This window comes from Xanthomonas nasturtii (genome assembly GCF_023337365.3).
GTDB classification, from domain to species: Bacteria; Pseudomonadota; Gammaproteobacteria; order Xanthomonadales; family Xanthomonadaceae; genus Xanthomonas; species Xanthomonas nasturtii.
The window spans coordinates 2,766,567-2,791,351 of record NZ_CP142084.2; the positions used below are offsets into that span (position 1 = coordinate 2,766,567).

At 65.2% G+C, this 24,785-nt stretch carries 16 protein-coding genes; 8 read left to right on the forward strand and 8 right to left on the reverse strand.

All coding sequences use genetic code 11. The annotated features are described in order from the left end of the window. Window positions 1-56: 56 nt before the first annotated feature. Genes M3O59_RS12100 through M3O59_RS12120 form a run of 5 tightly spaced genes read right to left on the reverse strand, consistent with a single transcriptional unit; the run spans window position 57 to window position 3,077 of the window. Window positions 57-1,361, reverse strand: a complete 1,305-nt coding sequence (locus tag M3O59_RS12100; protein ID WP_249046885.1) for an arsenic transporter — start codon at window positions 1,359-1,361, stop codon at window positions 57-59. Window positions 1,362-1,373: 12 nt separating this feature from the next. Beyond that, window positions 1,374-2,099, reverse strand: a complete 726-nt coding sequence (arsH, locus tag M3O59_RS12105) for an arsenical resistance protein ArsH (protein ID WP_116906106.1) — start codon at window positions 2,097-2,099, stop codon at window positions 1,374-1,376. Further along, window positions 2,096-2,509 carry an arsenate reductase (glutaredoxin) gene (gene arsC, locus M3O59_RS12110; protein ID WP_064631001.1) on the reverse strand — a complete coding sequence of 138 codons (414 nt, stop codon included), beginning with the start codon at window positions 2,507-2,509 and terminating at the stop codon, window positions 2,096-2,098. The genes arsH and arsC overlap by 4 nt, the downstream gene beginning before the upstream one ends. A gap of 2 nt (window positions 2,510-2,511) precedes the next feature. Then, window positions 2,512-2,733 (reverse strand): hypothetical protein, encoded by a 222-nt coding sequence (locus M3O59_RS12115; protein ID WP_116906107.1) that lies wholly within the window; start codon window positions 2,731-2,733, stop codon window positions 2,512-2,514. Next, window positions 2,730-3,077 (reverse strand): ArsR/SmtB family transcription factor, encoded by a 348-nt coding sequence (locus M3O59_RS12120; RefSeq protein ID WP_116906108.1) that lies wholly within the window; start codon window positions 3,075-3,077, stop codon window positions 2,730-2,732. Before M3O59_RS12120 ends, M3O59_RS12115 begins: the two co-directional genes overlap by 4 nt. Before the next feature lie 273 nt (window positions 3,078-3,350). On the opposite strand from M3O59_RS12120, the gene M3O59_RS12125 reads away from it, so the two are divergent. Then, the gene (locus tag M3O59_RS12125) at window positions 3,351-4,829 is read left to right on the forward strand and encodes a SulP family inorganic anion transporter (RefSeq protein ID WP_064630997.1); all 1,479 of its coding nucleotides are present in this window, start codon (window positions 3,351-3,353) and stop codon (window positions 4,827-4,829) included. 146 nt (window positions 4,830-4,975) lie between these two features. On the opposite strand, the gene M3O59_RS12130 is transcribed toward M3O59_RS12125, so the two are convergent. Beyond that, window positions 4,976-9,985, reverse strand: coding sequence for an NAD-glutamate dehydrogenase (locus tag M3O59_RS12130; RefSeq protein ID WP_064630994.1), 5,010 nt, complete (start codon window positions 9,983-9,985; stop codon window positions 4,976-4,978). A 277-nt stretch (window positions 9,986-10,262) separates the two neighbouring features. Here M3O59_RS12130 and M3O59_RS12135 point away from each other — a divergent pair, with 277 nt between their 5' ends. The 3 genes from M3O59_RS12135 to M3O59_RS12145 are packed head-to-tail and all read left to right on the forward strand — an operon-like array spanning window position 10,263 to window position 15,439. Then, the gene (locus tag M3O59_RS12135; RefSeq protein ID WP_064630993.1) at window positions 10,263-10,922 is read left to right on the forward strand and encodes a TetR/AcrR family transcriptional regulator; all 660 of its coding nucleotides are present in this window, start codon (window positions 10,263-10,265) and stop codon (window positions 10,920-10,922) included. Between the two features lie 14 nt (window positions 10,923-10,936). Beyond that, on the forward strand, window positions 10,937-12,256 hold the full coding sequence (locus tag M3O59_RS12140; protein WP_116906109.1) for an efflux RND transporter periplasmic adaptor subunit: 1,320 nt from the start codon (window positions 10,937-10,939) through the stop codon (window positions 12,254-12,256). A 12-nt stretch (window positions 12,257-12,268) separates the two neighbouring features. Further along, the gene (locus tag M3O59_RS12145; RefSeq protein WP_116906110.1) at window positions 12,269-15,439 is read left to right on the forward strand and encodes a multidrug efflux RND transporter permease subunit; all 3,171 of its coding nucleotides are present in this window, start codon (window positions 12,269-12,271) and stop codon (window positions 15,437-15,439) included. A gap of 699 nt (window positions 15,440-16,138) precedes the next feature. Here the strand turns inward: M3O59_RS12145 and M3O59_RS12150 are convergent. Continuing rightward, window positions 16,139-17,134: a LacI family DNA-binding transcriptional regulator gene (locus tag M3O59_RS12150; RefSeq protein ID WP_064630987.1), complete on the reverse strand. Its 996-nt coding sequence runs from the start codon at window positions 17,132-17,134 to the stop codon at window positions 16,139-16,141. Window positions 17,135-17,293: 159 nt separating this feature from the next. Here M3O59_RS12150 and ptsP point away from each other — a divergent pair, with 159 nt between their 5' ends. From ptsP to M3O59_RS12170, 4 genes are all read left to right on the forward strand, one after another. Beyond that, window positions 17,294-19,810 carry a phosphoenolpyruvate--protein phosphotransferase gene (gene ptsP, locus M3O59_RS12155; protein ID WP_116906111.1) on the forward strand — a complete coding sequence of 839 codons (2,517 nt, stop codon included), beginning with the start codon at window positions 17,294-17,296 and terminating at the stop codon, window positions 19,808-19,810. Next, window positions 19,807-20,763 (forward strand): 1-phosphofructokinase, encoded by a 957-nt coding sequence (pfkB, locus tag M3O59_RS12160; RefSeq protein WP_116906112.1) that lies wholly within the window; start codon window positions 19,807-19,809, stop codon window positions 20,761-20,763. The genes ptsP and pfkB overlap by 4 nt, the downstream gene beginning before the upstream one ends. 150 nt (window positions 20,764-20,913) lie before the next feature. Further along, window positions 20,914-22,641, forward strand: a complete 1,728-nt coding sequence (locus tag M3O59_RS12165) for a PTS fructose transporter subunit IIC (RefSeq protein ID WP_116906113.1) — start codon at window positions 20,914-20,916, stop codon at window positions 22,639-22,641. A gap of 181 nt (window positions 22,642-22,822) precedes the next feature. After that, window positions 22,823-24,094, forward strand: a complete 1,272-nt coding sequence (locus M3O59_RS12170) for a carbohydrate porin (protein WP_181920585.1) — start codon at window positions 22,823-22,825, stop codon at window positions 24,092-24,094. A gap of 152 nt (window positions 24,095-24,246) precedes the next feature. Here M3O59_RS12170 and M3O59_RS12175 read toward each other — a convergent pair whose 3' ends face one another. Further along, complete coding sequence (locus tag M3O59_RS12175) at window positions 24,247-24,510, reverse strand: hypothetical protein (protein WP_064634665.1); 264 nt, start codon at window positions 24,508-24,510, stop codon at window positions 24,247-24,249. Between the last annotated feature and the right edge of the window lie 275 nt (window positions 24,511-24,785).

Sequence of the window (24,785 nt, forward strand, 5' to 3'; positions counted from 1 at the left end):
CCTGACAGGCAGGCGTGGAGCGCACCTGTTCTTACAGATGCACGATGCCTACCAGCTCAGGAAATGATCGTTAACCAAGCCCACAATGCGATGAGTGCAGCCAGCAGGACCGGCGGCGTCAGGATGAGGCCGACCTTCATGTACTGGCCCCATGTGATGCGCTGCCCCTTGTCTGCGAGGACATGCAGCCACAGCAACGTCGCCAGCGATCCGATGGGCGTGAACTTCGGCCCAAGATCGTTGCCGACGACATTGGCGTAGAGCATCAGCTCGCGTGTGTGTGCAGGAACATCGGCCGCATTGATCGCCAACGCGCCCACCAGCGTCGCGGGCATGTTGTTCATGACCGATGCCAGCACCGCCACAGCGAAGCCGGTCCCGATGGTGGCCACGAACTCGCCCTGGGCGGCCAACCAGGTCAGAACGCCGGTTGCCGCGCTGGTGAGCCATGCGTTGCCCAGGCCGTATACCACCAAGTACATGCCCAGCGAGAACAGGACGATCTGCCAGGGTGCACCACGCAGAATCTCGACCAGCGCCAAGGTGGCGCCGCGCCCGCCGGTCAGCCATCGTCCCGCAATCGCCATCAGCAATAGCGCGGCAGCCCCTGTCACCAGGGCGATCGGCACGCCGAGCGGGCCGGTCACGAAGTAGCCGACCAGCAACAAGGACAGCACCGGGAACGCCGCGCGAAAGACTGCCCGATCGCGGATAGCCGTGTGCGGCGGCTCTAGTTCATCGACGGCGTAGCGTGCAGGAATATCGCGGCGGAACCAGACCCACAGGACCAACAGGGTCGCAGCGACCGAGATCAGGTTCACCGGAAGCATCACTGCGGCATAGCGGCCGAACGGCACGCCGAAATAATTTGCAGTGACGATGTTGACCAGATTCGATACCACCAGCGGCAGGCTGGCGGTATCGGAGATAAAGCCGCAGGCTATGGTGAACGCCAGCGCGCCCGCCGGTGGAAAATGCAGACGCAGCAAGATGGCGAGTACGATCGGTGTCAACAAAAGCGCTGCACCATCGTTGGCGAACAGCCCGGCGATTGCCGCGCCGAGCAGCACGATCATCGGGAAAAGTTTTCGGCCGTTGCCACCGCCCCAGCGGGCGACGTGCAGCGCGGCCCAGGCAAAAAACCCGGCTTTATCCAAAATCAACGACATCACGATCAGCGCAACGAAGGTAAACGTCGCATCCCAGACGATATGCCACACCGTGCCGACATCGTTCCAGCCAACGACGCCGGTCGCCAACGCGACGGCCGCCCCGGCCAGCGCAGACCAGCCGATGCCCAGACCGCGTGGCTGCCAGATGACGAGCACGAGAGTCACAACGAAGATCGCAAGAGCGAGCATGCTTCAGATCCGTCAGCTAGCGCGCTGATTGACGCGTTTGGATAGTTGTTCGGCGCTCTCGATGCGTTCGGAATAGCGATCGGTGAGATAAGCCGAACGGCCGCGCACCAGCCAGGTGAACTTCACCAGCTCCTCGCAAACGTCGACGACGCGCTGGTAATACGGCGAAGGCTTCATCCGTCCCGCGTCATCGAACTCCAGGAATGCCTTGGCGACAGACGACTGATTCGGGATGGTCACCATGCGCATCCAGCGGCCCAGAATGCGCATCTGATTGACCGAGTTGAAGCTCTGCGAACCACCGCAGACCTGCATCAGTGCCAGCGTCTTGCCCTGGGTGGGCCGCGTGGCGCCGAGCGCCAGGGGAATCCAATCGATCTGCGCCTTCAGGATGGCGCTCATGGCGCCATGACGTTCCGGGCTGACCCACAGCATCCCCTCGGACCAGTTGGCAAGCTGCCGTAGCTCCTGCACCTTCGGATGCGAGGCATCTGTACCGTCGGGCAGCGGCAGATCACGCGGGTCGAAGATGCAAACCCCACAGCCGTACCAGCGCAGCAATCGTGCGGCCTCCTGCGCCAGGAGCCGTGAGTAGGAGCGCTCACGCACCGATCCGTACAGCACCAGGATACGCGGAGGGTGCGCCGGGTCGTTGGGTCCGGCAAGACATTGCGTATCGATAGGGGTGAACTGGGCAGTATCGATGTTCGGAAGGTCGTTGGTGACTTCCTCGCTCACGCGTTCGCTCCTGGCGTGCTCACCACCTCGCCATCCTCCTTGATAAAGGAGCGGACTGGATCGTTGAGGAAATCCAGCACCTTCTCCGATGGCCTGCACAACGCGGTGCCCTTGTCGGTCACGACGATGGGCCGGTTGATCAGGATGGGATGCGCCATCATCGCATCCAGTAACTGGTCATCGCTCAGCGCTGGATCATCCAGCCCCAGTTCCATATAGGGCGTACCTTTCTTGCGCAGCAGGTCGCGCGGGGCAAGTCCCATCGTAGCGATCAGCTCCATCAGCGTCGTCCGGGTGGGCGGCGTCTGCAGGTATTCGATGACCTCGGGTGTCTCGCCGGACTGGCGGATCATTTCCAACGTATTACGGGACGTGCCGCAGGCCGGATTGTGATAGATGATCACGCCCATGATCACGGCACCTGCTGGCGCGGCATCGAGGCAACTGCCATGTGCCCGATCTCTTGCGAACTCAGCGTCAGCCTCGACTGTTGAAGAGAAACAATCGGCAAGGCGAAAAACGCGGTAATGCGGCTTTCCATGACATGAAGCACCTGCCGGAAGGCTGCACGCTGCAGGACGCCACTTTCATGCGCGTGGTTTGGCGGAACATTAAAGGACGTGGCATCGCTCATGAGCAGGTCTCCGCAATGCAAGTGGCCGTGAGTGTGATGAGGTCGCGGCAGATATCCGGATTTCCGGAACAGCAATCCTCGGTAAGGAAGGCAAGCAGCTGGCGCATGTCTTCGTAGTTGGCGGCGTAGAAGATCCGCCTCCCATCCCGCCAGCAGCGCAGCAAACCGGCGCGCTCCAGCGCTGAAAGATGGAAGCTCATGCGGGTTGGTGGAATCGATAGCGCATCGGCGATCTCCCCGGACGGCACGCCCTGCGGCCCGGCACGCACCAGCATGCGAAATGCGGCCAGTCGATCGGCATGCGCAAGCGCGGCAAGGGCAGAGACAGCACGGTTATCGTCCATGTATCTATTATTACAACAATCCTTGTAGAGTGCAATAATTGCCCATTGCCCGTTGCCGCCGGATTGTTGGCGTGCGTGCCCATCGACGTGTACGCATTGAGCAAGGCCCAAATGCAAGTTAGACTATGCGCTCGCTACTCGCCGGTTCGCCCCCCCCCTAATGACGCCGCCCTGACCCACACACGGTTTCGTGCCCCTTTTCAGGGAATGTGAGGTCTGTCCGCTTATTTAGTGCGCGCCGTGTGTGCTCTCCGGCGCGTGGAGTCGAATCCAATGTCAACGTTTTATTCGTTGCGCCAGCAATGGCTCGGCAACGTGCGTGGCGATGTGCTTGCAGGTTTGGTCGTTGCACTCGCGCTCATTCCGGAGGCGATCGCCTTCTCGATCATCGCTGGCGTCGATCCCAAGGTGGGACTCTATGCAGCGTTTTGCATTGCAGTGGTGACCTCGATCGCTGGGGGACGCCCTGGCATGATCTCCGCTGCGACCGGTGCCATGGCGCTCTTGATGGTCGATCTGGTCAAGGACCATGGCTTGCACTATCTGCTCGCAGCCACGCTGCTCGCCGGCGCACTGCAAATCATTGCAGGAGTGCTACGGCTGGGTGCATTGATGCGATTCGTCTCGCGCTCGGTCATCACCGGGTTCGTCAATGCGCTGGCGATTCTGATCTTTCTGGCACAGCTGCCGGAGCTGATCGGCATGCCCTGGCAAGTCTATGCAGTGTGCGCTGCTGCTTTGGCAATCATCTATCTCTTGCCGCAATTGACCAAAGCAGTGCCCTCCCCGCTTGTGGCAATCGTTGCGATGACTGCCATCTGCATGTACTGGAAGGTGGATATCCGCACTGTCGGCGATATGGGGACGTTACCCGACAGCTTGCCTTCGTTTCTCCTGCCCGAGGTGCCGTGGACGCTGGACACCTTTAGGATCCTGTTCCCGGTGTCGGTCACGTTGGCAGTGGTCGGTTTGCTGGAGTCGTTGATGACCGCACAGATCGTCGAGGATATGACCGACACCCCGTCTCAGCGTAATCGGGAGTGTGCTGGCCAGGGCGTAGCCAATATCGTTTCCGGGCTTTTCGGCGGGATGGCCGGTTGCGCAATGATCGGTCAATCGGTCATCAACATCACGTCAGGTGGCCGCGGCCGGTTGTCCTGCATGACGGCCGGCGTCGTGCTGCTCCTGATGGTGGTCTACGGTGCGCCTTGGGTGCGTCAGATCCCCATGGCCGCGTTGGTTGCCGTGATGATCATGGTGAGCATCGGCACTTTCAGTTGGACATCATTGCGCGATCTCACACAGCACCCGAAGAGTTCGTCGGTGGTCATGATAGGCACGGTAATCGTCACCGTATGGACGCACGACCTGGCGAAGGGCGTGCTTGCAGGTGTCCTGCTATCTGCGCTGTTCTTTGCCCGTAAAGTGGGGCGGATGCTCAGTGTTGTCGAGATCGACCGCGACGATGGGGTGCGCGTTTACGACGTACGCGGCCAGGTCTTTTTTGCGTCGGCCGGTCAGTTTGCCACCAGCTTTGACTATCTCAGTCCGCCAGCGAAGGTGATCATCGATTTGACGCATGCGCATTTCTGGGACATCAGCGCAGTGGGTGCGCTCGATCGGGTGGTACTCAAATTGCGCGCCCATGGCGCAGACGTCGAGGTCAACGGACTCAACGAGGCCAGCGATACCCTGATCGAAAAACTGGGGACACACAGGCAAGAGGGAGCAACATTGTCGGCAGGTCACTGACAACATCCCTTGCAAAAGGCCTCGCAAAAACCGGCGACCTCACTTGTCTGGCAGGGGACACCTAGCGCATGCGTCGATGCAGTCCTGACCCACATGCTGGCCAACACCATCACGGCGGAGCCCTGGCTCCGCCGTGATGGTTGCGCTTACAACCCGTGCGCGGCCAACTGACCCAACCGCTGCACGGCCACCGATACGGTCGGGTAGTCGAGCGTCTTCTGCTCGGCCACATCGGCGAGCATGGCCAGGGTGAAGCGCAGGCTGGAATCGTCGCGCGCCAGCCAGTTGGCCACCTTGTCCTCGGCACTGCTGCCGGACATGGTCAGCACCTGCCCCACCAGCGCACGCTGATGCGCGGCCAGTTCGTCGCGCAGCACGCCACGCGCCACCGCATGCCAGCGGCCGTTGACCTCCAGCGCGTCGATCTGCTCGAACAACCACGGCAGCCGCAGCGCATCGCCCAGGCGGAAATGCACCTTGGACACTTCCACCGGCTTGAGCTTGCGGGTGCGCGCAGTCTCGATGATGTCGAACGCCGGTTCCAGGTAGCGCAACTCGCACAGCTGCTGCGCCAGCTGCGGCGGCAGTCCCTTGTCCTGCCACTCCCTCACGCTGCCTTCGTACTGCGGACGCTGCGCATCCGACAACACGCCCGAGGCGACACGGATGTCGTTGAACGGGCCGTGGTAGCGCTCCACTGCCGCAGTGATGCCCGGCATCTGGCCAGGACGCAGCAGCAGCCAGCGCACGAACGAGCGTTGCAGGCGCCAGACCACTTCCAGTGCATCGATCTGCACCGACTCGGGCACCTTGCCGTCCAGCGCATCGATCTGCGTCCACAGCGCGCGCGCATCCAGCGTTTCGCGGCTGATGGTGTAGGCCTTGGCGACCTCACCGATGCTGCGGCCGGTGTCTTCCTGCATGCGCATCAGGAAGGTGGCGCCCATGCGGTTGATGGTGGTGTTGGTGACCGCAGTGGCGATGATCTCGCGCTTGAGGCGGTGACGCTCCATCGCATCGGCGTACTTCTTCTGCAGCGGCTGCGGGAAGTAGCGTTGCAGTTCCTTGGACAGGTACGGGTCTTCCGGAATATCCGATTCCAGCAGCTGCTGGAACGCCACCAGCTTGGAGTACGACAACAGCACCGACAGCTCCGGCCGGGTCAGGCCCTGCCCGCGTGCCTTGCGTGCCGACAGCTCGGCATCGGAGGGCAGGAATTCGATCTGGCGATCGAGCAGGCCCTGCAGTTCCAGCGTGCGGATGAAGTGCTGCTTGGAGCCCAGCCGCTTGACGCTCATGCGCTCCATCAAGCTGATCGCCTGGTTCTGGCGATAGTTGTCCCACAGCACCAGGTCGGCCACTTCGTCGGTCATCGACGCCAGCAGCGTATTGCGCGCGTCGTAGCTGAGCTTCTTGGCCTGCACCATGTCGTTGAGCAGGATCTTGATGTTCACCTCGTGGTCGGAGGTGTCCACGCCGGCCGAGTTGTCGATGAAGTCGGTATTGAGCAGCACGCCGGTCTGCGCGGCTTCGATGCGGCCCAGCTGGGTCAGGCCCAGATTGCCGCCCTCGCCCACTACCTTGCAGCGCAGCTCACCGCCATTGACGCGCAGGCCGTTGTTGGCACGGTCGCCCACATCGGCATGCGATTCGCTGGACGCCTTGACGTAGGTGCCGATGCCGCCGTTCCAGAACAGGTCCACCGGCGCCTTGAGGATGGCGTTCATCAGCGCGTTGGGCGAGAGCTGCTTGACGTTGGACTCCAGGCCCAGCGCCTCGCGCACCGGTGCGCTGATGTCGATGGACTTCAAGCTGCGCGGGTAGATGCCGCCACCGGCGCTGATCAGCTTGGCGTCGTAGTCGGCCCAGCTGGAACGCGGCAGCTTGAACAGGCGCTCGCGCTCGGCGAAGGACGCAGCGGCATCCGGCGCCGGGTCGAGGAAGATATGCCGGTGATCGAACGCGGCCAGCAGGCGGATATGCCTTGAGAGCAGCATGCCGTTGCCGAACACGTCGCCGGACATGTCGCCGATGCCGGCCACGCTGAAGTCCTGGCTCTGGCAATCGCGCCCCATCGCACGGAAGTGGCGCTTGACCGACTCCCACGCACCGCGCGCGGTGATGCCCATGCCCTTGTGGTCGTAACCGACCGAGCCGCCGGAGGCGAACGCATCGCCGAGCCAGAAGCCATGATCCAGCGCCAGCCCATTGGCGATATCGGAAAACGTTGCGGTGCCCTTGTCGGCGGCGACCACCAGGTACGGGTCGTCCTGGTCGTGACGCACCACCTGCGGCGGCGGCACGATCTTGCCGCCGACGATGTTGTCGGTGATATCGAGCAGGCTCTGGATGAACAACTTGTAGCAGGCGATGCCTTCGGCCTGGATCGCGTCCCGGTCGCCGCCCGCCGGCGAACGCTTGACGTAGAAACCGCCCTTGGCGCCCACCGGCACGATGACGGTGTTCTTGACCATCTGCGCCTTGACCAGGCCCAGCACCTCGGTACGGAAGTCCTCGCGGCGGTCCGACCAGCGCAGGCCGCCACGCGCCACCGCGCCGAAGCGCAGATGCACGCCTTCCACACGCGGCCCGTAGACGAAGATCTCGCGATACGGACGCGGCTTGGGCAAGTCCGGCACGATCGCCGAATCCAGCTTGAAGCTGATGCAATGGGCGTGCTTGCCGTGCTTGTCGGTCTGGTAATAGTTGGTGCGCAGCGTCGCATCGATCACGTCGATGAAACTGCGCAGGATGCGGTCTTCGTCCAGGCTGGAGACGCGGTCCATCAGCTTCAACAGCGTGGCACGGGTAGCTTCCTGCTGCGCGGCGCGATTGCCGCCACGTGCCTCGAGCACCGGCTCCAGCGCCTTGAGCGTGGCCTCGTCGCCAGCGGCCAGCGCAGAGAGCTCTTCGCGCAGGCGCTCCTGGCCGGCAAAGATCTGCGCCTTGGTTTCGCTGCCGGTGGACGGGTCGAAGCGCGCTTCGAACAGTTCCACCAACAGGCGCGCCAGCAGCGGGTAACGGGTGAAGGTGGCTTCGACGTAGGCCTGCGAGAACGGCACCGCCGTCTGCAGCAGGTACTTGCAGTAGCCACGCAGCAACGCGACCTGACGCCAATGCAGGCCGGCGGCCAGGATCAGGCGATTGAAGCCGTCGTTTTCCGCATCGCCGTTCCAGATGCGCTCGAACGCTTCGCCGAAACCTGCATCGGCTTGCGCGGCGTTGATCTTGCCGGCTGTGGATTCGACTTCGAAATCCTGGATATACACCGGCGTTTCGCCCACCTGCAGCCGGTACGGCCGTTCGGAGATCACGCGCAGGCCCATGTTTTCCATCATCGGCATCGCGTCGGACAACGGGATGTCGTCGAGCTGGCGATACAGCTTCAGGCGCAGGCCTTCGCCGGCATCCAGGCGCATACCGTCGTCGCGACGGATTTCCTGCAGGCTCAGATGCAGATCGTCCGGGCCATCCAGCGTGGCCAGGTGCTCGACATCGGACACCGCCGACTCGATCGACGATTCTTCGATGTAACCGGCCGGCAACGCACGCCCGAAGTTGGCCGCCATGCGCAGGCCATTGGCTTCGCCGTGGCGCGCCACCAGCGCTTCGCGCAGGTCGTCGCGCCAGTTGCGCAGCAGGCGCGCCAGGCGCGATTCGAGTTCGGTGGTGTTGAACTCCAGCGCTTCGCCGCTCTTGGGACGCACGATCAGATGCAGCTGCGCCAGCGGCGATTCGCCCAGCACCACGCTGGAATCGATGTACTCGCCATGCAGCGCGTCTTTCAACAGGCCTTCGATGCGCAAGCGCACATCGGTATTGAAGCGTTCGCGCGGGATGTACACCAGCGCAGAAATGAAGCGGCTGTATTTGTCGCGGCGCAGGAACATGCGGCTACGCACGCGCTCCTGCAGCCCCAGGATACCGATTGCCGTGCGGTACAGCTCTTCTTCGTTGGACTGGAACAGCTCTTCGCGCGGCAGCGTTTCCAGGATATGGCGCAGCGCCTTGCCGCTGTGGCTGCTGGGGGTCAGCCCCGACTTGCTCATCACGTATTCGTGGCGCTGACGCACCAGCGGAATTTCCCACGGGCGGCGGTTATAGGCGCTGGAGGTGAACAAACCCAGGAAGCGCTGCTCGCCGACGATACGGCCCTTGGCATCGAATTCGAGGATGCCGATGTAATCCATGTAGCCAACACGATGCACGCGCGAGCGTGCGTTGGTCTTGGTCAGGATCAATGCGTCCTTGAGCTTGGACGAGGTGTTCAAACCGTGCGCCGCCAGCGTGGTCACCGGGCGCGCCGGCGAGGTGTCGTGGCCGCGCATCAGGCCCAGGCCGGTGTCTTCCACCGGCGCCAGCACGTCCTGGCCGCCCTGCTTCTCCACGCGGTATTCGCGGTAGCCGAAGAAGGTGAAGTGGTCGGCGGCGGCCCAGCGCAGGAACTCCTGCGCCTCGTGGCGGCTGATGTCGTCGATGGGCAGGCGGCGGGTGGCCAGGTCGTCGGCCAGCATCACCATCTTTTCGCGCATTGCCGACCAGTCCTGCACGATCGCGCGCACCTCGGCCAGCACCTTGCGCACCGCCGCTTCCACCTTGGGCATTTCATCGGCAGGCTGGCGGTCGATCTCCAGCACCATCAGCGATTCGCTCTTGCCCTCGCCCACCGCGGCCAGCTTGCCGGCCTTGTCGCGCGCAATGCGCAGCACCGGGTGACCCAGCACGTGCACGCCGATGCCCAGGTCCGACAGCGTCATGCTCACCGAGTCCACCAGGAACGGCATGTCGTCGTTGACGATCTGCAGCAGCGTGTGCGGCGACTCGTAGCCGTGGCTCTTCATGGTCGGGTTGAACACCCGCACGTTGACCGTGCCGGCCTTGCGCACACGCGCAAATTCCAGCATGTCGGCCGCCAGCGCGGCCCATTGCTCGGGCGGGTGGTTGGGAAATTCGTCCTCTTCCATGCGCCGATAGAAGCCGGCCGCGAACGACTGGACCTCGGCCTGGCGGGCCGCCGGGTAGCGCTTGCGCAACGCGGCAAACACCGGTTCCAGGGTCACCGCCTGCGGTTCGGTGGCAAGCACGGGGACGGCACGTTCGGCGACCGGTTTGACCGACGTCGTGGACGATTTCGAAGCGGCTTTCTTGGCTGTCATGAGAGCGCTGGGATGCTCGGTAGGAAAGCTGAATTGTACCGATGGACAGGGACAACGCTTTGCTGCATAGCGCAAATGCTCAGCGCCCAACAGGCATCCCGGTCGCGCAAAAGCAGTATGGCTCTGAAGTTTTGCGCTGCCGCGCGGCCAACCGGCGCTACGGATCGCCAGATCCGGCAAAGTCGGGCCGAATGCCTGGCACAGAAGGCGGCGCGCAAACAAAACTGCGACCGTCAAGCCTGTTTAAAAACTATACTGGACGGTATAGTCTACCGCCATGACCCCTCGTTCCCACCGTGCCGCCCGGCGTTCGGACTGCGACCGCCGCATTCATGCGGCTGTGCATGCGCTGCTTGCCGAGCGCGGCATGCGGCTGAGCATGGACGCGGTGGCCGAGCGTGCCGGCTGCTCCAAGCAGACCCTGTACAGCTATTACGGTTGTAAAGAAAATCTGCTGCGCGATGTACTTCAGGACCACGTGCACCTGGCCACCGGCCCGCTGGGCGCGGTGTCGGGCGACCTGCACGCGGATCTGCTCGCCTTTGCGCTGGCCCATCTTGACCGTCTGAACAATCCCGATGTGCTACAGACCTGCCGTCTGGTCGAAGCCGAGTCGCACCGGTTCCCCGACCAGTCGCAGCAAATCTTTCACGAGGGCGTGGCCGGCATGCAACGGCGCCTGGCGCAACGCTTCGAGCAGGCGATCGAGGCCGGCCAGCTACGGCATGACGATCCGCACTTCATGGCGGAATTGTTGCTGAGCATGATCGTCGGGCTGGATTTCGATCGCCAACGGTTTCAGGTCCCCCATCGCGCCGGCCTTCCCGCCAGGCAGCAGTGGGCGCAATTTGCCGTGGACACCTTCTTGCGTGGGTTTGCTGCGGCATCTGCCGCGCCAACGCCGACACCGCCTTCTCTTCTCACTTCAAGACCCTAACGGAGTTCCTCCTGATGATTGCCCCGCTCCGCACATTCGGCCTGGCCTGTGCCATCACCGTGGCGCTCGCTGCCTGCAGCAAGCCCGAACAACAGCAGGCGCCGCCGCCGCCGGAAGTGTCGGTGCTGGAAATGAAGCCGCAGACGCTGCCGCTGGAACGCGACCTGGTCGGCCGCCTGTCGGCGTACCGCTCCGCCGACGTGCGCGCGCGCATCGACGGCGTGGTGCTCAAGCGCCTGTACACCGAAGGCGCCAACGTCAAGGAAGGCCAGCCGCTGTTCGAGATCGACCCCTCGCAGCTGAAGGCCACGCTGCTGCAGGCACAAGGCCAGCTGGCGGCCGCCGAAGCGACCTATGCCAACGCCAAGATCGCTGCGACGCGTGCGCGCAGCCTGGCGCCGCAGCAGTACGTCTCGCGTGCGGATATCGACACCGCCGAAGCCAACGAGCGCTCTTCCGGTGCCAGCGTGCAGCAGGCGCGCGGCACGGTCGAGTCCGCGCGCATCCAGCTCGGCTTCGCCAGCGTCACCTCGCCGATCACCGGCCGCGCCGGCATCCAGCGCGTGACCGAAGGCGCGCTGGTCGGTGCGGGTGAGGCCACCCTGCTGACCACGGTCGACCAGATCGACCCGCTGTATGTGAACTTCGCCATGAGCAGCGAAGAGCTGGCCGCACTGCGCCAGGCACAGAGCAGCGGCAACGTGGAGCTCAGTGGCGACGGCAAATCCACCATCAATGTGGAACTGGGCAACGGCACGCAGTATCCGCATCCGGGGACGTTGGACGTCTCGGCGGTGACGGTGGACCCGAGCACCGGTGCGGTGTCGCTGCGTGCGACCCTGCCCAACCCCGAACAATCGCTGCTGCCGGGCGCGTTCGTGAGCTTCAAGGCCAGCCTGGGCCAGCGCAACAATGCCTACCTGCTGCCGCAGCAGGCGGTGCAGCGCGATGCCACCGGCGCCTACGCGCTGGTGCTGGGCAAGGACGGCAAGGTGGTGCGCAAGAACCTCACCGTCGACGGCCAGCAGAAAGGCCAGTGGATCGTGACCGGCGGCGTGACCCCGGGCGACCAGGTCATCGTCGATGGCGTGCAGAAGGCCAAGGAAGGGCAGCCGGCCAAGGGCGTGCCGTGGAATCCGAACAAGCCGGCGCAAGGCGGCCAGCCCGGCGCTCCGGGCGCAGCACCCGGCGCTGCGCCAGCCGCAGCCCAGGGCGGTGACGCGCAGGCCGCGCAGGCCGCGCCGGCCGCAGATGCCGCCGCGCCGGCTGCGCAGCAACAGCCCAAGCAGGACGCGGCCGCGCAACCGGCCGACTCCCAGTCCAAGCAGCAGTGACGGAACCCGGACATGCCTAAGTTTTTTATCGAACACCCGATCTTTGCCTGGGTGGTGGCGATCCTGATCTCGCTTGCGGGCGTGATCTCGATCCTGAATCTGGGTATCGAGTCGTACCCGACGATCGCCCCGCCGCAGGTCACCGTCACCGCCAACTTCCCCGGCGCCAGCGCCGACACCGCCGAAAAAGCGGTGACCCAGGTCATTGAGCAGCAGCTCACCGGTATCGACCACCTGCTGTACTTCAACTCGTCCTCGGCCTCCAACGGCCGCGTGACCATCACGCTGACCTTCGAAACCGGCACCGACGCGGATATCGCGCAGGTGCAGGTGCAGAACAAGGTGTCGCTGGCCACGCCGCGTCTGCCCTCGGAAGTCACCCAGCAGGGTGTGGTGGTGGCCAAGGCCAACGCCGGCTTCCTGATGGTGGCGGCGCTGCGCTCGGACAATCCGTCGATCGACCGCGATGCGCTCAACGACATCGTCGGTTCGCGCGTGCTCGAGCAGATCTCGCGTGTGCCCGGCGTCGGCAGCACCAACCAGTTCGGCGCCGAGTACGCGATGAACATCTGGTTGAACCCGGAGAAGCTGCAGGGCTACAACCTGTCGGCCACCCAGGTGCTGACCGCGGTGCGCAACCAGAACGTGCAGTTCGCTGCCGGCTCGGTGGGCGCCGACCCGACCCCGGAAGGCATCAGCTTCACCGCCACCGTGTCGGCCGAAGGTCGTTTCAGCTCGCCGCAGGAATTTGAAGACATCATCCTGCGCACCGACAACAATGGCGCCACCGTGCACCTGAAGGACGTGGCGCGCGTCACCGTGGGCCCGAGCAACTACGGCTTCGACACCCAGTACAACGGCAAGCCCACCGGTGCCTTCGGCATCCAGCTGTTGCCGGGCGCCAACGCACTGAACGTGTCAGAGGCAGTGGGCGCCAAGCTCGACGAGCTGCAGCCCACCTTCCCGCAGGGCGTGACCTGGTTTGCGCCGTACGAGTCCACCACCTTCGTGCGCATCTCCATCGAGGAAGTGATCCATACGCTGGTGGAAGCCATCGTGCTGGTGTTCCTGGTGATGCTGCTGTTCCTGCAGAACTTCCGCGCCACCGTGATTCCTACGCTGGTGATTCCGGTCGCGCTGCTGGGCACCTTCTTCGGCATGTACATGATCGGCTTCACCATCAACCAGCTGACGCTGTTTGCGATGGTGCTGGCGATCGGCATCGTGGTGGACGATGCGATCGTGGTGATCGAGAACGTCGAACGCATCATGAGCGAAGAGCATCTGGAGCCGAAGGCGGCCACCCAGAAGGCGATGACCCAGATCACCGGCGCGGTGGTGGCCATCACCGTGGTGCTGGCGGCGGTGTTCATTCCCTCCTCGCTGCAACCCGGCGCCTCCGGCGCGATCTACAAGCAGTTCGCGCTGACCATCGCCATGTCGATGGGTTTCTCTGCATTCCTGGCGTTGAGCTTCACCCCGGCGCTGTGCGGCGCGTTCCTCAAGTCGACCCATTCGACCAAGAAGAACTGGATCTACCGCACCTTCGACAAGTACTACGACAAGCTGGCGCATCGCTATGTGGGCGTGGTCGGCCACACCCTGAAGCGCTCGCCGCCATGGATGATCGTGTTCGTGGTGCTGGTGGTGCTGTGCGGCTTCCTGTTCACCCGCATGCCGGGCAGCTTCCTGCCGGAAGAAGACCAGGGCTTTGCGTTGGCCATCGTGCAGTTGCCGCCGGGCGCCACCAAGATCCGCACCAACGAGACCTTTGCGCAGATGCGTGCGGTCCTGGAGAAGCAGCCGGCCGTGGAAGGCATGCTGCAGATCGCCGGCTTCAGCTTCCTGGGCTCGGGCGAAAACGTCGGCATGGGCTTCATCCGGCTCAAACCATGGGAAGACCGTGACGTCACCGCGGAAGAGTTGATCAAGCAGCTCAATGGCGCCTTCTACGGCATCAAGGGCGCGCAGATCTTCGTGGTCAACCTGCCCACCGTGCAGGGTCTGGGCCAGTTCGGCGGCTTCGACATGTGGCTGCAGGACCGTTCCGGTGCCGGCCAGGAAGCGCTGACCCAGGCACGCAACATCGTGCTCGGCAAGGCGGCGGAAAAGCAGGACACCCTGGTGGGCGTGCGCCCGAACGGCCTGGAAAACTCGCCGCAGCTGCAGTTGCATGTGGACCGCGTGCAGGCGCAATCGATGGGCCTGGATGTCAGCGACATCTACAGCTCGATCCAGCTGATGCTGGCGCCGGTGTATGTCAACGACTATTTCTCCGAAGGCCGCATCAAGCGCGTCAACATCCGCGCCGACGACCAGTTCCGTACCGGCCCCGAGTCGCTGCGCAACTTCTTCACTCCCAGCGCCACTGCCACCGGTGCCGATGGTCAGCCGGGGATGATTCCGCTGAGCAACGTGGTCAAGGCCGAATGGACCTACGCTTCGCCGGCGTTGAACCGCTACAACGGCTATTCGGCGGTGAACCTGGTGGGTAACCCTGCCCCGGGCGGCAGTTCCGGCCAGGCGATGACCGCGATGGAAGAGATCGTCAACAACGATCTGCCGCCGGGCTTCGGCTTCGACTGGAGCGGCATGTCGTACCAGGAAATCATCGCCGGTAATGCAGCCACGCTGTTGCTGGCGTTGTCGGTGGTGGTGGTGTTCCTGTGCCTGGCAGCGCTTTACGAGAGCTGGTCGATTCCGGTGGCGGTGCTGATGGTGGTGCCGATCGGCGTGCTGGGTGCGATCGTCTTCTCGATGCTGCGCGGGTTGCCGAACGATCTGTACTTCAAGATCGGCATGATCACGGTCATTGGCCTGGCGGCGAAGAACGCGATCCTGATCGTGGAATTCGCAGTGGAGCAACGTGCAGCGGGCAAGACCCTGCGCGAGGCGACGATGGAAGCGGCGCATCTGCGTTTCCGCCCGATCCTGATGACCTCGTTCGCGTTCATCCTGGGTGTGTTGCCGCTGGCCATCTCCACCGGTGCCGGCGCCAACTCGCGTCACTCCATCGGTACCGGCGTGATCGGCGGCATGGTGTTCGCCACCGTGCTCGGCGTGATCTTCATCCCGCTGTTCTTCGTGGTGGTGCGCCGCATGCTGGGCGACAAGCTGGACGAGCAATCCAAGGAATATCTGGCCGTGCAAAACGACGGTGGAACCCACCGCCCGGATCGCTGAGTCATACGGTTGATCGGAAATACAAAAGCCCCGGCAGCAATGTCGGGGCTTTTTTGTGTGTGCTGCAGCAACGGAACGCGACGCCCGTAGGAGCGCCCTTGGGCGCGATGAAGCGTTACCGGCTCAGCGTCGCGTAGGAGCGCTCTTGGGCGCGATGGAGCGTTACTGGCTCAGCGTATCGAAGCGATTCGACAGCGCGGACAGGTCAGTTGTAGAGCTGCTGATCTGCGACTGGGCTGCAGGGCCCTCGCCCGCCCACCATCGCAGGACACGCCGTGAATCCGTCCCTGGACGCTCTGGCGCGGCATCCATGCCGCTCAAGGTCCCGCGACGGTGAGCGGGCAAGGACTAGTCGAGTTGGTCGGTGCGTACAGTTTTAAAAAACGTGGCCCGCAAACTGTCTGATGCTGTGATTTCATTCTTCGATGAAGTCATCAGCAAATCGTCTGGTGCGTTGATTTAGTTCTTCAAATGAAGCCACCAGCCAACTGTCTGGTGCGGTGCCCTCGCCGATTGCGGGACCGTTGGCGGCATGGATGCCGCCACCGAGCCCCCATGGACGGGTTAACGGCGTGTCCCGCGAGCGGTGAGGGCACCGCACACTCCAGTAACCAGGCGTTTGATTTGAATCACCAAAAGGACCCGCGCGCGCGACGAACCAGGCGTTCGGGCCAGCGCTACGCAGCTGCTTCAGCGCAATCAGACGCGCGTGGTACGTGTGCCAGTAGACCCACGTACCACGCAGCGGCCGGTCATCACCATGCGGCGGATCGGCAATTGCGGATTGCTCAGCCGTTCCAGCAGCAGCGACATCGCCGCGCGGCCCATGTCTTCCACCGGCTGCTCGACCACCGTGATGCCCGGCTCGACCAGATCGGTCCAACGCTCGTTGTCGAATCCGGCCAGGGCCAGATCCTGCGGCAGGCGCAGGCCGGCGGTGCGTGCGGCCTTGAGCGCGCCCATCAGCAGCAGGCTGTTACTGGTGACGATGGCCTCGGGGCGGTCATCGTTGGCCAGCCATCGGCCCAACTCGGCAATTGCTGCCTCGGCGGTGGGTGCCACTTCGCGGTAATCCGGCTCCAGCCCCTGCGCGCGCATCGCGGCAAGGTAACCGTCGCGACGCTCGGCCGCGGTGGTGCTGGTGCTGCCGAACAACCCGCCGATGCGCCGGTAGCCTTGCGCCTGCAGGTGCGCCACCAGCTCGCCCATCGCCGCAGCGTTGTCCAGCACCACGCTGTCGTAGCGGCTGCCGGGGCCGGCACGGTCCACCAGCACGGTGGGGTAATCCAGGGCCAACTCATGCATCCGCCCCACCGTGACCCGGGTCGGGGCGAAGATCAGCCCGGTGATGCGCTCTTCCTGCATCAGCTCCAGGTACAGCGCCTCACGCTCCGGATCTTCATCGGTATTGCACAGGGTCACGCGCATACCGGCACGGTAAGCGACCTCTTCCACCGCACGGATCAGGGCGGTGAAGTACGGGTTGCGGATGTCGGCCACGATCACCCCCAGGATGCCGGACTGCTGCGAGCGCAGCCGCCGCGCCATCAGGTTGGGGCGGTAACCGGTCTGGCGGACCGCCGCCTCCACCTTGGCGCGCACTTCATCACTCACCGGCCCGGTCCCCAGCGCGCGCGAGACCGTGGATTTGGACACTCCGGCCACGCGGGCCACGTCGTTGATGCTGATACTCACTGGGACCGTTCCCGCTCCGTTTGCGCACCCTGACCCAGGCGCCGTGCCAGACTGGATGCTAACCCGAAAGCAATACTGGTTTTTGTGCAGTGCACATTGACGTTTGCAGTGGGAACGTTCCCACTATACTTCCCAGCCCGATCCCACCCGGAGCCCGCCTTGTCCTCTCCGTCGCTTGCCCCCGTCACCCCCGACCTCGTGCGCCTGCGCGCGTCTGCCCGCGACAAGGACGACGCCATTGCCCAGGCTGCCCAGCTGCTGGTCGCGGCCGGCTGTGTGGCGCCGGGCTACGACGCCAGCATGCGGCGCCGCGAAGGCTTGGCGAACACGTTCCTGGGCCATGGTCTGGCCATCCCGCACGGAGTGGGCGAAGACCGCCACCTGGTGCGCCGTGACGGTATCGCGGTGCTGCAGTTGCCTGAAGGCGTGGAGTGGAACCCTGGCCAGATCACCCGGCTGGTGGTGGGCATTGCCGCCCAGTCTGACACCCACATCACCCTGCTGCGGCGGCTGACCCGGCTGATCCAGGACCCGGCCCAGCTGGAGGCGCTGTTCACCACCGACGACCCCGCCGTGATCGTTGCCGCGCTGACCGGCGACCGCGCGCCTGACACAAGCGCCGCGCCGGCCACCGATCTGGCCGAAACATTCGAGTGGACGATTGCGTATCCCAGCGGCCTGCACGCCCGCCCGGCCACGCGTTGGGCCGAGACCGCACGCGGCTTCTCCGCGCGCGCCCAGGTGCGTGCCGGCGACCAGGCCGCCGATGCCAAGAGCCTGGTCGGCCTGTTGCAGCTGGGCCTGCGTGCCGGCGACAGCATCACCGTGTCGGCCGAAGGCAACGACGCACCTGTCCTGCTCAAGCGCCTGCGTGCCGTGATGGACAGCCTCACCGCGCAGGAAAAGGCCGATGCCGAACGTGCCGCGCAACGCCGCGCCGCACCGGTGGTCGGCTGGACCCCGCCGCAGGCACAGCCAGCCATCGTCGGCATCGGCGCAAGCCCCGGCGTGGCGATCGGCATCGTGCACCGACTGCGCGCCGCGCAGACCGAGGTGGCCGATCAACCGGTGGGCCTGGGCGATGGTGGCGCGCAGTTGCACGACGCGCTGACCCGCACCCGCCAGCAACTGGCAGCGATCCAGGACGCCACCCAGCGCCGCCTCGGCGCCTCGGACGCGGCCATCTTCAAGGCCCAGGCCGAACTGCTCAACGACACCGACCTGATCACCCGCACCTGCCAGCTGATGGTCGAAGGCCACGGCGTGGCTTGGTCGTGGCATCAGGCGGTGGAACAGATCGCCTCGGGCCTGGCCGCACTCGGCAACCCGGTGCTGGCCGGCCGCGCCGCCGACCTGCGCGATGTCGGCCGCCGCGTGCTGGCCCAGCTCGACCCGGCCGCTGCCGGTGCCGGCCTCACCGACCTGCCCGAGCAGCCGTGCATCCTGCTGGCCAGCGACCTGTCGCCGTCGGATACCGCCAACCTGGACACCGCACGCGTGTTCGGCCTGGCCACGGCGCAGGGCGGCCCGACCTCGCACACCGCGATCCTGTCGCGCACGCTCGGCCTGCCGGCGCTGGTCGCGGCCGGCGGCCAGTTGCTGGAGATTGAGGACGGCGCCACCGCCATCATCGACGGCAGCAGCGGGCGCCTGTACGTCAACCCGTCCGCACAGGATCTGGACGCAGCCCGCACGCATATCGCCGAACAACAGGCCATCCGCGAGCGCGAAGCCGCGCAGCGCGCATTGCCGGCCGAAACCACCGATGGCCACCACATCGACATCGGCGCCAACGTCAACCTGCCCGACCAGGTCGCGATGGCACTGACCCAGGGCGCCGAAGGCGTCGGCCTGATGCGTACCGAATTCCTGTTCCTGGAAAGCGGCCGCACCCCCAGCGAAGACGAACAACACGCCACCTACCTGGCGATGGCGCAGGCGCTGGACGGCCGCCCCTTGATCGTGCGGGCGCTGGATATCGGCGGCGACAAGCAGGTGGCGCATCTGGAACTGCCGCACGAAGAAAACCCGTTCCTGGGCGTGCGTGGTGCGCGCCTGTTGCTGCGCCGCCCGGACCTGCTCGAGCCGCAACTGCGTGCGCTGTACCGCGCGGCCAAGGACGGTGCGCGGCTGTCGATCATGTTCCCGATGATCACCTCGGTGCCGGAGCTCATCGCCCTGCGCGAGATCTGTGCACGCATCCGCGCCGAACTCGATGCGCCCGAAGTGCCGATCGGCATCATGATCGAAGTGCCGGCCGCCGCCACCCAGGCCGACGTGCTGGCACGCCATGCAGACTTCTTCTCGATCGGCACCAATGACCTCACCCAATACGTGCTGGCGATCGACCGCCAGAACCCGGAACTGGCCGCCGAAGCCGACAGCCTGCACCCGGCGGTGCTGCGCATGATCCGCAGCACGATTGAAGGCGCGCGCAAGCACGACCGCTGGGTCGGGGTGTGCGGCGGCCTGGCCGGCGATGCGTTCGGCGCCAGCCTGCTGGCCGGGCTGGGCGTGCAGGAGTTGTCGATGACCCCCAACGACATCCCGGCGGTGAAGGCGCGCCTGCGCGGCGCCGCGCTGAGCCAATTGCAAGCACTGGCCGAGCAGGCGCTGAACTGCGAAACCGCCGAGCAGGTGCGCGCGCTTGAAGCGCAGCGCGAGGACATGGCATGAGCCTGCAGGCCATCACCGTCACGCTGAATCCGGCAATCGACCAGACCATCCAGCTCGAGAACCTGCAGCCGGGCGCGGTGCACCGCGCCAGCAGCGTGCGCAACGATGCCGGCGGCAAGGGCATCAATGTCGCTGCCTGCCTGGCCGATTGGGGCACCGCTGTGGCCGCACTCGGCGTGCTTGGCGGCGGCAATGCCGGCGTGTTCGAAGCGCTGTTCCGCGAGCGCGGCATCGTCGACCACTGCCAGCGCGTGGCCGGCGACACCCGCACCAACCTCAAACTGGTGGAAGCGCGCAGCAACGACACCACCGACATCAACCTGCCCGGCCTGCAATTGACCAGCGCGCACTTGCAAGGCGTGGCCGACCAGCTCGCGCCGCTACTGCGCCCCGGCCTGCCGGTGGTGCTGTCGGGCAGCCTGCCGGCCGGGCTGCCGGATGACAGCTGGGCGCAGTTGCAGGCCCAGGCCAGCGCCGCGGGTGCGCGCGTGCTGCTGGACACCAGCGGTATGCCATTGGTGGCCGCGCTGAGTGCCGCGCGCGACGCGCTGCCGTACGCGGTCAAGCCGAACCGGCACGAGCTCGAAGCCTGGACCGGCCGCCCCCTGACCGACCACGCCGCGCTCAGCGCCGCCGCGCACGAACTGATCGCACGCGGCATCCAGCTCGTCGTCATCTCGATGGGCACCGACGGCGCCTTGTTCGTACAGCGCGACCAGCGCCTGATCGCGCGCCCGCCGCGGCTGGCGCAAGGCAGCAGCGTGGGCGCAGGCGATGCCATGGTGGCCGGTCTTGCCGCCGCGCTGCTCGAAGAATCCACCGACCTGCAACGCTGCGCGCGGCTGGCCACTGCGTTTTCGATGTGCCGGCTGGAAAGCGGCGACGCGCGTCGAATCACGCCCGATGGCGTGCGCCGCGCCGCAGGCGAGGTCGTCATCGAGCTGCTGTCGTGAGCACCGTGCTGCCGCTGACGCATTCGAATGCGCGCGCGTTGGCGCAGTGCGCTGCATGCCTCTGCCCTCCCGGTGTGCGCCACCCGCGCGCGTAACCCCGCATATCCCCCGCCGGCCTCCCGGCGACCGCAACACAGCAGGAGTTTTGCCATGTCCTCTTCCATCGTGGTCATCGCCGCCGGCGACCGCAGTACCGAAGCCGTTCTGGCGGCCGAAGCGCTGCGCCGCGCGGCCACCGCCGCCGGGCGCAGCGTGACGATCGAAATCCGCAGCGATCAGGGCGTGCTTGGCGCGCTGCCGACCGAGCTGACCAACGGCGCCGCGCACGTCCTGATCGTCGGCGATGCCGATGCCGACACCGCGCGCTTCGGCGACGCGCAACTGCTGCATCTGAGCCTGGGCGCGGTGCTGGACGACCCGGCTGCTGCCGTCAGCCAGCTCGCGGCACCTGCCGTCGCAACCGCCTCGGCAGGCGCAGGCAACAAGCGCATCGTGGCCATCACCTCCTGCCCCACCGGCATCGCGCACACCTTCATGGCCGCCGAAGGCCTGCAGCAGGCCGCAAAGAAGCTCGGCTACCAGATGCGGGTGGAAACCCAGGGCTCGGTCGGTGCGCAGGACGCGCTCACCGATGACGAAATCCGCGCTGCCGATGTCGTCATCATTGCCGCCGACCGCGAGGTCGACCTGGCCCGTTTCGCCGGCAAGCGCCTGTTCAAGAGCGGCACCAAGCCAGCCATCAACGACGGCCCGGCGCTGATCAACAAGGCACTAGCCGAAGCCAGCGTGCACGGCGGCGCGGCACCGACCACCGGCACCGCCGGCAGCGCCACCGCGAGCAAGGGCAATGCCCGCACCGGCGCCTACAAGCATCTGATGACCGGCGTGTCGTTCATGTTGCCGTTCGTCACTGCCGGCGGCCTGTTGATCGCGCTGGCGTTCGCGCTGGGCGGCATCTACGCCGGCGACGACGCGCACCAGGGCACGTTGGCGTGGTCGCTGTTCCAGATTGGCGCCAAGGCCGGCTTCACCCTGATGGTGCCCGCCCTGGCCGGCTATATCGCCTACTCCATCGCCGACCGCCCCGGCATCGCGCCCGGCATGATCGGCGGGCTGGTTGCGGCCAACCTCAATGCCGGTTTCCTCGGCGGGATCATTGCGGGCTTCATCGCCGGCTACGGCGTGGCCGCGCTCAACCGCTACATCAAGCTGCCGCGCAATCTTGAAGGTCTCAAGCCGGTGCTGATCCTGCCGGTGCTGGGCACCCTGCTGGTCGGGCTGGCGATGATGTACGTGTTCGGCCAACCGGTGGCCGACCTGCTGGCCTGGCTCACCGCCTGGCTGCGCGGCATGCAGGGCAGCAGCGCGCTGCTGCTGGGCCTGTTGCTCGGCGGCATGATGGCCTTCGACATGGGCGGGCCGGTCAACAAGGCGGCCTATGCGTTTTCCACCGGCCTGATCGCCAGCCAGGTCTATACCCCGATGGCCGCCGCCATGGTGGCCGGCATGACCCCGCCGCTGGGCATCGCGCTGGCCACCTGGGTGTTCCGCAACCGCTTCACCGTGGAAGAACGCGGCTCGGCCACCGCTGCCGGCGTGCTCGGCCTGGCCTTCGTCACCGAGGGTGCCATTCCGTATGCCGCGCGCGACCCATTGCGCACCATCCCTGCACTGGTGGTCGGTTCGGCCGTGGCCGGCGCGATCTCGATGACCGCCGGTGCCGAGTTGAAGGCACCGCATGGCGGCATCTTCGTGCTGCTGATTCCCAACGCCGTCACCCACTTGCTCAATTACGTGCTGGCCCTGGTGGTCGGCGTGGTGGTCACTGCCATCGCGCTGCGCCTGCTCAAGAAGCCGGTGGCCGACGTGGTCACCTAACGCACGGTTGCCGCGCGTTGCCGATCAGCTGTGCGCTTTCACCGCAGCTGATCGCTGAGCCAACTCACCCCTGATCGGTTTCATCGCTGGCTGCGCACCGTCGTGCGCGGCCAGCGGCTTGCCCACCCCTTAGCTGTCGCGTTCGCCACTTAGGCCACGCCCTTTTGTCCGGAGTCCTGCCATGACCGCCCTCGCCCACCACCGCCACCGCCTGCTGTGCCTGTCGCTGACCCTGGCATTGACCCCGCTCGCCCATGCGCAGGATGCCGCCGACGCCTTCAAGCTCAAGCTGGGCTACACCGGCGAAGCCGCCTCGATGATCGACGGCGGCCGCAAAAACGGCGACGCCTACGCCGGCCAGTTGATGGTCGGCACCGACGTGGACATGGGCCGCCTGTTCGGCTGGAACGGTGCCACCGTCAAGTTGTACGTCTCCAACCGCCACGGCACCAACCTGTCCAACAGCAGCATTGGCAACAGCACCTCGGTGCAGGAAATCTACGGCGGCCAGGGCACGCGCCTGGCGAACTTCACCCTGCTGCAGAAGCTCTTCAACGACCGCCTGGAACTGGAAGCCGGCCGCAGCGTGGCCAATATCCACTTCCTCGGCTCGGACCTGTGCCAGTACTTCCAGGGCAACGCGGCCTGCGGCAACCCCACCTTCGTGTTCCGCACCAGCAACTTCACCTATTGGCCGGTGTCCAGCTGGGCCGCGCACGCCACCGCCTGGGTCACGCCCAAGGTCTATGTGCATGTGGGCGCGTATGAAGTGAACCCGGTGCAGGCACAGGACGGCCAGCACGGCCTGAAGTGGAGCACCGACGACACCACCGGCGTGGTGGTGCCCTACGCCATCGGCTACAAGAACAAGGGCGGCGACGGCACCTTGGCGGCGATGTACGAAGTCGGCGGCTGGCAGGACAACTCCGACTACACCGACCCGCTACGCGACCGCAACGGCAACCCCGCCGTGCTCAGCGGCCTGGGCTATGAAAACAAGCAAGGTCGCTCGGGCCTGTTCGGCCGCTTCGAACAACAGGTCACCAACCCCGACCCGTCGGGCACCCAGGGCCTCACCGTCTTTGCCGCCGTCCTCAAGAGCACCGGCGGCCAGGCCATCGAAGACCACTTCGTGCAACTGGGCCTGGTGCAGAAAGGCACCTTCGCCAGCCGCCCGCAGGACAACATCGCGTTTGTGATCACCCAGCAGAAATACAGCGACGAGGCCCTGGAAAACCTGCGCCTGGCGCGCGCTACCGCCGGCGGCACCGGCACCCCGGCCGACAACCAGATCATGATGGAGCTCAGCTACGGCATCCAGGTCACCAAGCGCCTGCGCATCGCCCCCAACCTGCACTACGTGATCAACCCCGACCAGTTCAACGAACCCACCCGCACCAACGATCTGAAGAACGCCCTGATCGCGGGCATGCGGATCGATTGGAATCTGTGATCCGTCGAGAAGCTGCGCGCGTTGCGCGCATGCTTGGCGGGCGCCACTGCCTGAAGTGAGTGGCGGGTGCGTTGCATCTGTGTAATGGCCCACCACTGCCTAACGCCTGAGTTAAGCCGAGTTGCTAAGCGCAGTTCGGCTTGAATGAACTGTTAGGCGGCTGATCCATTATGGACGCCGCTGGGTGGACCAATGAGGGAGTCAATGCCCTCATCCCGAATGGTGCGCAACGCCTCGTCAAGTGCGGCCTGGTCCGTGGCGAATAGGTCATCCCAGACGGTGGAATTATTGAACTCATCAACAGCCTCAAGAGTCCAGTCGGTGTCGGGGCCGCGATAGATCTCTAGGCGAACAGTGCGGCCACCGGTCGTGACGAAGCGGCATAAGGGCGATGTAACAAGCTGATAGTTGTCCATGAAAAGTCTCAGTTGCGATTGTCTCTACTCATCCGCCTAACGCGTGAGTTAAGCCGAGTTGCGAAGCAACTTCGGCTTGAATGAGTTGTTAGGCAGTGAGTGGCCGCAAAGGTTGGATGGTGCAACCATGCTCCCCAGTACTGCCGCCTGGACAAAGTGTGCCACAGGTTGTGGGATGGAGCTTGCCCAGCGATGCAGCGGCGCGTGGGGCCACCGAAGCCAAGTGCAACGAGCGCAGCGCGGCAATGACGTGCGAAGGCGAAGCGCCGAACTTG

Bases quoted from the DNA above. Each gene is read 5' to 3' on its own strand.
- M3O59_RS12100 (WP_249046885.1), bottom strand. From the start codon at position 1,361: ATGCTCGCTCTTGCGATCTTCGTTGTGACTCTCGTGCTCGTCATCTGG.
- arsC (WP_064631001.1), bottom strand. From the start codon at position 2,509: ATGGGCGTGATCATCTATCACAATCCGGCCTGCGGCACGTCCCGTAAT.
- M3O59_RS12115 (WP_116906107.1), bottom strand. From the start codon at position 2,733: ATGAGCGATGCCACGTCCTTTAATGTTCCGCCAAACCACGCGCATGAA.
- M3O59_RS12120 (WP_116906108.1), bottom strand. From the start codon at position 3,077: ATGGACGATAACCGTGCTGTCTCTGCCCTTGCCGCGCTTGCGCATGCC.
- M3O59_RS12125 (WP_064630997.1), top strand. From the start codon at position 3,351: ATGTCAACGTTTTATTCGTTGCGCCAGCAATGGCTCGGCAACGTGCGT.
- M3O59_RS12130 (WP_064630994.1), bottom strand. From the start codon at position 9,985: ATGACAGCCAAGAAAGCCGCTTCGAAATCGTCCACGACGTCGGTCAAA.
- M3O59_RS12135 (WP_064630993.1), top strand. From the start codon at position 10,263: ATGACCCCTCGTTCCCACCGTGCCGCCCGGCGTTCGGACTGCGACCGC.
- M3O59_RS12140 (WP_116906109.1), top strand. From the start codon at position 10,937: ATGATTGCCCCGCTCCGCACATTCGGCCTGGCCTGTGCCATCACCGTG.
- M3O59_RS12145 (WP_116906110.1), top strand. From the start codon at position 12,269: ATGCCTAAGTTTTTTATCGAACACCCGATCTTTGCCTGGGTGGTGGCG.
- pfkB (WP_116906112.1), top strand. From the start codon at position 19,807: ATGAGCCTGCAGGCCATCACCGTCACGCTGAATCCGGCAATCGACCAG.
- M3O59_RS12165 (WP_116906113.1), top strand. From the start codon at position 20,914: ATGTCCTCTTCCATCGTGGTCATCGCCGCCGGCGACCGCAGTACCGAA.
- M3O59_RS12170 (WP_181920585.1), top strand. From the start codon at position 22,823: ATGACCGCCCTCGCCCACCACCGCCACCGCCTGCTGTGCCTGTCGCTG.
- M3O59_RS12175 (WP_064634665.1), bottom strand. From the start codon at position 24,510: ATGGACAACTATCAGCTTGTTACATCGCCCTTATGCCGCTTCGTCACG.